The organism is Inquilinus limosus MP06, from assembly GCF_000767795.1.
Lineage (GTDB): Bacteria > Pseudomonadota > Alphaproteobacteria > DSM-16000 > Inquilinaceae > Inquilinus > Inquilinus limosus_E.
In genome coordinates, this window is the sequence record NZ_JANX01000192.1 from 1 (window position 1) to 10,069 (window position 10,069).

Consider the following 10,069-nt stretch of genomic DNA (forward strand, 5'->3'; position numbering starts at 1 on the left):
GGATGCCGTCATCGATCAGCGGCTGGACGATGCCGGTGATGGTGGCGCGGTTGACGCCGATGTGGCGGGCTAGGTCGGCGCGGCTGGTCGGCCCGAGGTCGAACAGCGACTGCAGCAGCCGGCTGCGGTTGAGGTCGCCCATCCGGGCCGGCGACAGCAGGGACGGGGGCCGCGGCTTCATCGCCTCCGCGGACGAGCCGGGCAGCGGGTCGCCCTCGCCGGCACCGCCGTCCATCGCCCGGCCTGACATCTTTCCAATCGACATGACCTGCACTTCCTGAAGGGCGGGCAGGGCCCGGCCCCGCGACATTGTATCGGCAGCGGCGCGGGCGTGGACCACCCGGCGCCATCCTCCCGGATTCATGCTCTGTGACACGTCCTCCGTGTTGACGGCAAGTTTGTTTGGAGCTAGAACAAACATACTAATGAAGCGAGCCCGTCCCGGCGGTCGTTCCCGCCGGTTGGAAGCAAGCCCAAAATCACAGGAGAGGCGAATGGATAAGGATCTGCTGGGTCGTTATCTGCTGTCCCGCAGGCGCGTGCTGCAGGGCGCCGCCCTGGGGGCAGGGGCCGCCGCCACGGGGTTCGGCGGCCGCTGGGCCCACGCCGCGCCGGCCACGCCGCTGAGCTTCATCGGCTGGCAGTTCCAGCCGCAGATCGTCGAAGAGAACGTCAACACCTTCAAGAAGCTGTACGACGAGGCCGTCAACTACGAGCTGGTGACCGGCGACTATCATCCGGTGGTCGAGACCAAGCTGACGGGCGGCCAGCGCATCGACATGCTGTATGCCGAGGAGGACCACATCGCCCGCTGGTGCGCGGCGGAGTGGACCCGAGACCTGGAAGGGCTGGACGGGGTCGACGAGATGAAGGCCGGCATGTTCCCGGTCAGTGTCAAGTCGATGTCGCTGCCCGACGGCAAGCTGGCGGGGCTGCCCTATTACGCCGGGCACAACGCCTTCATCTATAATGAGGAGCATCTGCAGAAGGTCGGCCTCCAGGTGCCCGACAGCTGGGATGCCCTGCTGGACGCCTGCCGCAAGCTGAAGAAGGACGGCATCTCGGACGCGCCCTACAACAGCGCCTGGGGCCAGAAATGGCCGGAGCTGTCCTGGAGCATCTTCTCCTGCTGGTATGCGGAAGGCGCGCCGGTCTTCAACGCCGCCGGCGAGTTCGTCGACGACGCCGCGCTGCGCAAGGTGCTGGAGACGCACCAGGCCTTGTACAAGGAGCAGCTGGTGGCGGCCGACATCATGACGCTGCCCAATGAGGGCGTGCCCAGCTATGCCACCGGCCGGCACACCTTCATGGTGCTGCACGACTATGACCAGAAGGTCGCCAACGATCCCAAGCTGTCCAAGGCCGCGGGCAAGGTCAGGAATGCCCTGATGCCGGGCAAGACCAAGTCGACCTTCGCCTGGACTGCCGTCTACATGATGGGGGCGCAGCCGAGCGATGTCGACCGCACCTGGAACCTGCTGCGCTTCTTCGGCGGCAAGTCCAAGGACGGCCAGTACCATGTGATCAAGCGTTGGGCGCTCGATTTCGGCCTGGGCTCCGCCTACAAGGAGGTGATGGCCGACCCCGAGGTCGTCGCCAGCTTCGGCAAGTGGCGCGACCTCGACGTCACCAACAAGCAGCTCGAGCTCGCCACCTCCCGCGACATCGCCAAGCAGATCTGGTTCCCGGAATGGGACCTGTTCATGATGCAGCGGGTGCAGGACTACATCCGCGGCACGATGTCGACCGACCAGATCGTCGATGAGCTCGGCAAGAAGGTGGCCGAGCTGAAGCAGCAGTACCAGTAGCCAGCAGGAGCGGCGATCGCGGGGCCGCCCGGCCGCGCCGCGATCGCCTTTCGCGACCCTTTGCGAGAGGGGCGGACCGGTGTCGATCACCATCCCGCAAGCCACTGCCATGTCCCGCCCGCGCCGCCGCATCGGCCGGATCCCGGGCTTCGCCTATGGCGCGGTGGCGCCGACGCTGGCGATCGTGATCGCCGTCGTCGGCCTGCCGCTGGCCTACAGCCTGTATCTCAGCCTGCACCGCACCAACCCGATCACCAAGCGCTGGATCTTCGTCGGGCTCGACAACTATGCCGGCATGCTCGGCAATGCCGAGTTCTGGGCGGCGCTGGGCCGCACCGCCTATTTCGCCGCCTTCTCGGTGATCGGCACCACGCTGATCGGCATGGCCATGGCGCTGGTGCTGAACGAGCGCTTCGTCGGCCGCGGCGTCCTGCGCAGCGTCATGCTGGTGCCCTGGGCGATGGCGCCGGTCTCGGTCGGCGTGCTGTGGTCCTTCGTCTATGCCGGCGACTACGGCACGCTGAACGGTCTCTTGACCGATCTCGGCCTCGGTTTCCTGGTCACCCCCTGGCTCGGCGACGGGTTCCGCGCGCTGAACCTGGTCGCCCTGACCCAGGTCTGGAACCAGGCGCCGCTGACGGCCCTGCTGCTGCTGGCCGGGCTGCAGTCGATGCCGCGCAACCTGCACAAGGCGGCGATGCTGGATGGCGCCGGTCCGGTCGCCCGCTTCTTCGCGATCACGCTGCCCTGGCTGAAGCCCAACCTGCTATTCATCGCCATCATCGCGACGATCAACTCGCTGATGGCCTTCGACATCCTGTGGATCATGACCCGCGGCGGGCCCGGCGCCGCCACCACGGTCTTCGCCTGGCTCGGCTACCTCTACTCCTTCCAGTTCCTCAAGTTCGGGGAAGGGGCGGCGATCCTCTACGGCCTCACCATCCTCAGCTTCGTCCTGGCGATCCTCTACTTCCTGGTGCTCGGACCGCGGCAGCGCCGCCGCGCTGCTGTTGTGTCCGAAGGCGCGGACAGCGGCCGCGCCGGCGCCGGCCGGCGTCACGCCATGGTGACGCTGCCGCCCTACCGGCCGCGGCTGCGGCTGCCCCGGCGGGTCGAGGCCGTCCTCGGCCGCATCGCCTTCACCCTGGCCGCGCTGCTGATCTTCCTGTGGTCGGCGCTGCCGGTCATCGCGCTGGTGCTGATGAGCATCACCCCGGCCTCGGACCTGATCCGCATGCCGCCCACGGTCGTGCCCAGCGGCTTCACCCTGCACAACTTCACCGCCGTGCTGGCGCCGGAGCTGGCGAGCGGCAACGAGACCAGCGTCCAGGCCAAGCGGGTGCCGCTGTCGCTGCTGAACAGCTTCGTCGTCGGCGTGGTGGTGGTGACGATCAGCGTCGCCCTCGGCACCCTGGCCGGCTACGCCTTCGCCCGGCACGGCAAGGCGCGGTTCTTCCGGATCAGCCTGTGGGGCCTGCTGCTGACCCGGATGACCCCGGCGCTGACCCTGGTGCTGCCCTTCTTCGTCATCTTCCGCACGCTCGGGCTGATCGACACCCGCGCCGGGCTGGTCATCGCCTACAGCAGCATCCTGCTGCCGCTCAGCGCCTGGATGATGAAGAGCTATTTCGAGGGCATCCCGGCCAGCCTGGACCGGGCGGCGCTGATCGACGGCTGCTCGCGGCTGAAGGCGCTGTGGAAGATCCTGTTGCCGGTGGCCCGGCCGGGCATCATCGCCGCCGCGATCTTCTGCTTCCTGGTCAGCTGGAACGAGTTCCTGTTCGCGCTGATCCTGACCTCGACGCCGAACGCGCAGACCATTCCGGTGGTGCTGTCGGGCTTCCTCAGCCAGGCGCGCTTCTATGAATACGGGCCGATGTTCGCCGCCAGCGTGCTGTCGATCGCGCCGCCGGTGCTCGTCGCCTTCCTGTTCCAACGCTACCTCGTCCAGGGCGCGCTGTCCGGCGCCGTCAAGGGCTGAGCCAGGAGGCCCCGATGACCTCGATCAACATCCGCGCCGTGTCCAAGAGCTACGCCCAGCACCGGGTGCTGAAGGGGCTCGACCTCGACATCGCCGATGGCGAGTTCATCTCCTTCCTCGGCCCCTCCGGCTGCGGCAAGAGCACGATGCTCTACTGCATCGCCGGGCTGGAGGAGATCACCACCGGCAGCATCCTGTTCGATGGGCGCGACATCAGCGGCCTGGCGCCGCGCGACCGCAACATCGCCCTGGTGTTCCAGGACTACGCCCTCTACCCGCACATGGCAGTGCGGGACAACATGGCCTTCCCGCTGCGCCAGCAGAGGGTCGGCGCCGACGCCATCAAGCGCCAGGTCGCCTGGGCGGCGGAGCTGCTGGGGCTGGAGGATCTGCTGGACCGGTCGCCGGCCGAACTGTCCGGCGGCCAGCGCCAGCGCGTCGCCGTCGGCCGCGCCATCGTCCGCAACCCGGCGGCGCTGCTGATGGACGAGCCCTTGTCCAACCTCGACGCCAGCCTGCGGGTGCGGATGCGGACCGAGATCAAGCGGCTGCAGCGCGAACTGGCGGTGACCACCATCTTCGTCACCCATGACCAGGAGGAGGCGATGGTCCTGTCGGACCGGATCGCCGTGATGCATGACGGCGTGCTGCAGCAATTCGCCGACCCGATGGCGGTGTATCGCGAGCCCGCCAACCAGTTCGTCGCCGGTTTCATCGGCAGCCCGCAGATGAACTTCCTGCCCGGCTCCGCCGTCTCCGGCGGCCAGGACGACAGCCGGGTGGTCGGCATCCGCCCGCACGACCTGACGCCGTCGGCCGGTTCGGAGAACGGGGCGCTGTCCCTGACCGGCGAGCTGGCGCTGATCGAACCCGCCGGACCGGTCCATTTCCTCGATGTCCAGATCGGCGGCCGCATGGTCAAGGCCACCTGCAGCGACCCCGACGGCCTGCACCCGGGCGCCAGGCTGACCCTGACCGCGCCCGACCGCAGCATCCACCTGTTCGACCGCGCCAGCGGCGCCCGGGTCTAGGCGCCGGCGCCCCACCGCAAGGAAGCGTTCTCCCATGGCCTTTGATCTCGTGCTCCGGAACGGACGGGTGATCGACCCGTCGCAGGGCATCGACCGCGTCGCCGACGTCGCCTTCGCCGGCGGCAAGGTCGCGGCCGTCGGCGCCGGGCTGGACCCGGGCGGCGGCGCGGTCCGCGACGTCTCCGGCCTGATCGTCACGCCGGGGCTGATCGACCTGCACACCCATGTCTATTGGGGCGGCACCTCGCTCGGCATCGACGCCGAGGATTTCGCACGGACCAGCGCCGTCACCACCTGCGTCGACACCGGCAGCGCCGGGCCCGGCAATTTCCCGGGCTTCCGCAAGCATGTGATCGAGCCCAGCCGGATCCGCATCCTGGTCTATCTGCACGTCTCCTTCGCCGGCATCTTCGCCTTCTCCGAGCGGGTCATGGTCGGGGAAAGCCACGACATCCGGCTGATGGCCGCGCGCGACGCGGTGGAGGTGGCGGAGGCCAACCGAGACGTGATCATCGGCATCAAGGTGCGGATCGGCCGCATCGCCAGCGGCCCTGCCGGCATCGCCCCGCTCGACGTCGCCCTGCAGGTTGCGGACGAGACCGGGCTGCCGCTGATGGTCCATATCGACGAGCCGCCGCCCTCCTACGAGGCGGTGGTGGACCGGCTGCGGCCGGGCGACGTCCTGACCCATTGCTTCCGGCCCTTCCCGAACTCGCCGGTCAGCCGCGACGGCACGATCAAGCCCGAGGTGCTGGCGGCGCGCGAGCGCGGCGTGCTGTTCGACATCGGGCACGGCAAGGGGTCGTTCTCATGGAAGACCGGCCGGGCGATGCTGGCCCGCGGCTTCAAGCCGGATACCATCTCCTCCGACGTGCACGCGCTGTGCATCAACGGCCCGGCCTACGACCAGGTGACGACGCTGTCGAAGTTCCTGGAGCTCGGCATGACGCTGGACGAGGTGATCGCGGCCTCGACCGTCAACGCCGCCAGGGCGCTGAACCGGCCCGAGCTCGGCACCTTCAAGCCCGGCAGCGTCGGCGACGCCAGCATCCTGTCGCTGAAGGACGGCGCCTTCCCGCTGGAGGATGTGCGCGGCGAGGTCGTCACCGCCGGCAGGCGGATCTTCGCCGAGGGCGTGGTGGTCAACGGGCGCTGGTGGCACCCGGAAGGAGCGGAATGATGCGCGACGACGTCGAGACCTTCGCCAACCATATCGGCGGGCGCTGGGAGGCGGAGGCGGAGACGATGCCGGCGGTGAATCCGGCGACCGGCGAGCCGATCGGCCGGCTGCCGCGCAGCAGCCGCGAGACGGCGCGCCGTGCCATCGCCGCCGCCCGGCAGGCGCAGCCCGGCTGGGCGGCGACGCCGGTGTGGGAGCGGGCCAAGGCCTGCCTGGCCATCGCCGCGCAGATCGACGGCGCCCGTGACCGCATCGCCCGCACCCTCAGTCTGGAGCAGGGCAAGCCGTTCAAGGAGGCGCAGGGCGAGGTCGGCAAGGCGGCGGACGGGTTCCGGCTGGCAGCCGAGCTGGTCAAGCAACTGCGCGGCGAGACGCTGCCGGCGGAGGACCCGAGCAAGCTGGTGCTGACCCTGCGCCAGCCGCGCGGCGTGTATGCCGTGATCACGCCCTGGAACTTCCCGGTCAACATCCCGGTCGAATACCTGGCCCCCGGCATCGCCACCGGCAACACCATCGTCTGGGTGCCGGCGCCGACCACCTCGATGGCGGCGATCGAGCTGATGCGCGTGATCGAGGAGGCGGGGCTGCCGCCCGGCGTGGTCAATCTGGTGATCGGGGAGGGGGCGACGGTCGGCGACGAGATCGTCGCCCATCCCGGCACCAACGGCATCGGCTTCACCGGCAGCCCGGCCACCGGCCAGCGGATCGCCGAGCGCGGCGCCGGCAAGCCGATGCTGCTGGAGCTGGGCGGCAACGGGCCGGTGCTGGTGTTCGAGGACGCGGATCTCGACCGCGCCGCCGCGGCGGCCGCGAGCGGCGCCTTCTTCAACGCCGGCCAGGTCTGCGCCGCCACCGGCCGAGTGCTGGCCCATCGCAGCATCGTCGAGAAGCTGGCGCAGCGGCTGGTCGAGATCGCCAAGTCGCACACGCTGGGCGACCCGCTGCAGCAGGGCACGACCATGGGGCCGCTGAACAATCCGAAGGTCGCCGCCAAGGTGCGCGAGCATGTCGAGGACGCGGTCGCCCGCGGCGCCACGGTGCTGGCCGGCGGCAGACCGCGCCCCGATCTCGGCAGCGAGCTGTTCTTCGAGCCGACCGTGATCACCGGCGTCACCCGCGACATGCGGATCAACCGGGAGGAGACGTTCGGCCCGGTGGTCCCGGTCCTGGCCTTCGACGACGACGCGGAAGCGCTCGATCTCGCGCTGGACACCGAGCACGGCCTCAGCGTCGGGCTGTTCACCGCCGACATGGACCGGGCGCTGCGCTTCGGCGAGGTGATCCCGGCCGGCATCGTCAACGTCAATGCCGGCAGCACGTATTGGGAGCTGCACCTGCCCTTCGGCGGCGGCTCCGGTACCCGCAGCGGCATCGGCCGGCTCGGCGGCTGCCACACGCTCGAGGCGATGACCGAACTCAAGATGATCTCGATCACCCGGACCTGCAGATGACCACCACGACACCCACCTCCGCCGTCGCGGCGCGGCTTCTGGCTGACCTCGTCGACCTGCTGTTGCCGGGCGAGGGCGACTGGCCCTCCGGTGCCACCATCGGCGTCCAGTCGACGCTGGCGATCCGCCTGGTCGAAGAGCGCGGCGAGCCCGACCTCACGCGGCTGGCCCAGGCGATCCTGCGGGCCGGCGGCCCCTTCGCCGGCCAGCCGGAGGAGCGGCGTGTCGCCATCGCCGAGGCCCTGGAGGCGGCGGAGCCCGAGCTGTTCGGCTGGGTCCGCGACGCCGCCTACTACGCCTACTACGAAAGCCCCTATGTGGTCGCGGTGATCAACGCCCAGGGCCATCCCTACCGGCTGCGGCCGCATGTGAAGGGCTATCCCCTGCCGCGCTTCGACCCGGCGCGCGACGCACCGAAGCACGGCCGCGGCCTCTGGCTGGCGACCGGCGATGTGCGACCGGTCGACATCTCCGCCCTCGAACTCGACAGCGACCGCACGCAAGCCTGGGGCCTGAAGCGATGACCAAGCCATCCTGCGACATTCTCATCATCGGCGCCGGCGCCACCGGATCCCTCGCCGCCGTGGTGCTGGCCCAGGCCGGGCTGAACGTGGTCTGCCTCGAGCAGGGCTCCTGGGTCGAGGCCGGCGACCATCCGCATTACAGCCCCGACTGGTCGTGGCAGCGCCGCACCCGGTGGAACGCCGATATCAACCGCCGCCGCCATCCGGACGACTACCCCGTCGTCTCCGACAGCTCGCAGGTGCTGATGTGGAACGGCGTCGGCGGGTCGACCAATGTCTATGGCGCGATCTGGCCGCGCTACCGCCCGTCGGACTTCCGCAAGGGCGACGAGCACGGGCTGCAGCCGAACTGGCCGATCGCCTATGAGGACATCGCCCCGTTCTACGAGGCGGCGGACCGGATGATCGGCGTCAGCGGCCTGGCCGGCGACCCGGCGATGCCGCCGCGCGAGGCCTGCCCGACCGGGCCGTTGCCCTTCACCAAGGCGGCGCGCCGCCTGTCCCGGGCCTTCGACACCCTCGGCTGGCACTGGTGGCCGGCGGAGGCGGGAGTGATCTCGGAAGACTATGACGGCCGGCCCGGCTGCAACGGCTGCGGCATCTGCAACGGCTGCCCGCGCGGGTCGATGAGCAAGTATTCGCTGTCGATCTGGCCCAAGGCGCTGGCGGCCGGTACCGAGCTGCGCATCCACGCCCGGGTGCTGCGGATCGAGAAGGGGCGGGACGGGCGCGCCACCGGTGCCCTCTACATCGACCGCGAGACCGGCCGCACCGAGTTCCAGCCGGCCGAGATCGTGGTCGTCGCCGCCAACGGCGTCGGCACGCCGCGGCTGCTGCTGGCGTCGGACAACCTGGCCAACCAGTCGGACCAGGTTGGCCGCAACCTGCTGCACCACACGCTGGTGGGGGCCGAGATCTGGGTCGACGAGCCGATCGACGGCCATATGGGCTATGTCGCCTCGCTGATCAGCCGGCAATTCGCCGAGACCGATGTCGGCCGCGGCTTCGTCAACGGCTTCAACTTCAACTGCCTGACCAGCACCTCGGCCGCCGCCGAGGTCGCCGCGGGCTGGATCACCGAGACGCGCGCACCCTGGGGCCGCGACCACCATCGCTGGTTCGAGCGCCATTTCGGCCACGGCATCGGCATCTACGCCATCGGCGACGACCTGCCGAACCCGGAGAACCGCGTCGCCCTCGACCCCGTGAAGCGCGACGCCGACGGCATCCCGGTCGCGACCATGCACTACCTGCCGGGCGAGAACGACCGGCGGATGATGAACTACATGCTCGACCGGCTGGTCGACATCGGCACCGCGGCCGGCGCCTTCGAGGTGAAGCTGCAGGATTATCGCGACAAGGACGGCGTCTACCGCACCCCGGCCTGGCACATGATCGGCACCTGCCGCATGGGCAGCGACCCCGAGACCTCGGTGGTGAACCAATGGCACCAGAGCTGGGACGTGCCGAACCTGTTCATCGTCGACGGCAGCGTCCTGGCCACCGGCGGCGTGGTCAACCCGACCCCGACGATTTCGGCCCTGGCCTTGCGGGCGGCGACCCATATCCGCGACAATTTCCGCGAGCTGAAGGGCGCGACCCGGCCGATGGCGGCCTAGGCCCGAAGGAGTCCGATCGATGCTGCAGCCGCCGCCGGCCGAGCCGGGCATGCGCGAGGAGGAGGTCGACACCCCGGCCCTGATCCTCGACCTCGATGCCTTCGAGGCCAATCTCGACCACATGGCCGGGCTGGCCGCGGCGGCCGGGGTCAGGCTGCGACCGCACGCCAAGACCCACAAATCGCCGGTCATCGCCCATCTGCAGCTGGCGCGCGGTGCCGTCGGCCAATGCACCCAGAAGGTGGCGGAGGCCGAGGTCCTGGCCTGGGGCGGTGTGCCGGACATCCTGGTCAGCAACGAGGTGGTGTCCCCTCGCAAGCTGGCGCGGCTGGCGGCGCTGGCCCGGATCACGCGGGTCGCCGTCTGCGCCGACCATCCGGACGGCATCGCGGTGATCGAGTCCGCGGCGGAGGCGGCCGGCACGCGGCTGAGCGTGCTGGTCGAGATCGATGTCGGCACCGGCCGCTGCGGCGTG

General features: G+C 69.8%; 9 protein-coding genes. 8 read left to right on the forward strand and 1 reads right to left on the reverse strand.

Going from position 1 to position 10,069, the window contains the following annotated elements; translation table 11 throughout:
• The coding region (locus tag P409_RS16210; protein WP_193366498.1) for a MarR family transcriptional regulator at nucleotides 1–265 on the reverse strand (265 nt) is incomplete at its 3' end.
• Nucleotides 266–494: 229 nt separating this feature from the next.
• On the opposite strand from P409_RS16210, the gene P409_RS16215 reads away from it, so the two are divergent.
• From P409_RS16215 to P409_RS16250, 8 genes are all read left to right on the forward strand, one after another.
• Nucleotides 495–1,808 (forward strand): ABC transporter substrate-binding protein, encoded by a 1,314-nt coding sequence (locus tag P409_RS16215; RefSeq protein WP_034839226.1) that lies wholly within the window; start codon nucleotides 495–497, stop codon nucleotides 1,806–1,808.
• A gap of 109 nt (nucleotides 1,809–1,917) precedes the next feature.
• Nucleotides 1,918–3,789 carry an ABC transporter permease gene (locus P409_RS16220; protein WP_034839256.1) on the forward strand — a complete coding sequence of 624 codons (1,872 nt, stop codon included), beginning with the start codon at nucleotides 1,918–1,920 and terminating at the stop codon, nucleotides 3,787–3,789.
• A 14-nt stretch (nucleotides 3,790–3,803) separates the two neighbouring features.
• A complete protein-coding gene (locus P409_RS16225) occupies nucleotides 3,804–4,820 on the forward strand; it encodes an ABC transporter ATP-binding protein (protein WP_034839231.1) in 1,017 nt (338 codons plus the stop codon).
• Between the two features lie 34 nt (nucleotides 4,821–4,854).
• Nucleotides 4,855–6,000 (forward strand): amidohydrolase/deacetylase family metallohydrolase, encoded by a 1,146-nt coding sequence (locus P409_RS16230; RefSeq protein ID WP_034839235.1) that lies wholly within the window; start codon nucleotides 4,855–4,857, stop codon nucleotides 5,998–6,000.
• Nucleotides 6,000–7,451: an aldehyde dehydrogenase family protein gene (locus P409_RS16235; protein WP_034839241.1), complete on the forward strand. Its 1,452-nt coding sequence runs from the start codon at nucleotides 6,000–6,002 to the stop codon at nucleotides 7,449–7,451. Before P409_RS16230 ends, P409_RS16235 begins: the two co-directional genes overlap by 1 nt.
• Nucleotides 7,448–7,975 (forward strand): hypothetical protein, encoded by a 528-nt coding sequence (locus P409_RS16240; RefSeq protein ID WP_034839244.1) that lies wholly within the window; start codon nucleotides 7,448–7,450, stop codon nucleotides 7,973–7,975. The genes P409_RS16235 and P409_RS16240 overlap by 4 nt, the downstream gene beginning before the upstream one ends.
• Complete coding sequence (locus P409_RS16245; RefSeq protein WP_034839248.1) at nucleotides 7,972–9,594, forward strand: GMC family oxidoreductase; 1,623 nt, start codon at nucleotides 7,972–7,974, stop codon at nucleotides 9,592–9,594. The genes P409_RS16240 and P409_RS16245 overlap by 4 nt, the downstream gene beginning before the upstream one ends.
• 19 nt (nucleotides 9,595–9,613) lie before the next feature.
• On the forward strand, nucleotides 9,614–10,069 hold a 456-nt coding region (locus P409_RS16250; protein WP_034839251.1), incomplete at its 3' end, for an alanine racemase.

Coding starts and splice junctions, on each gene's coding strand:
- P409_RS16245 (WP_034839248.1), top strand. CDS start 7,972: ATGACCAAGCCATCCTGCGACATTCTCATCATCGGCGCCGGCGCCACC.
- P409_RS16240 (WP_034839244.1), top strand. CDS start 7,448: ATGACCACCACGACACCCACCTCCGCCGTCGCGGCGCGGCTTCTGGCT.
- P409_RS16215 (WP_034839226.1), top strand. CDS start 495: ATGGATAAGGATCTGCTGGGTCGTTATCTGCTGTCCCGCAGGCGCGTG.
- P409_RS16220 (WP_034839256.1), top strand. CDS start 1,918: ATGTCCCGCCCGCGCCGCCGCATCGGCCGGATCCCGGGCTTCGCCTAT.
- P409_RS16225 (WP_034839231.1), top strand. CDS start 3,804: ATGACCTCGATCAACATCCGCGCCGTGTCCAAGAGCTACGCCCAGCAC.
- P409_RS16235 (WP_034839241.1), top strand. CDS start 6,000: ATGCGCGACGACGTCGAGACCTTCGCCAACCATATCGGCGGGCGCTGG.
- P409_RS16230 (WP_034839235.1), top strand. CDS start 4,855: ATGGCCTTTGATCTCGTGCTCCGGAACGGACGGGTGATCGACCCGTCG.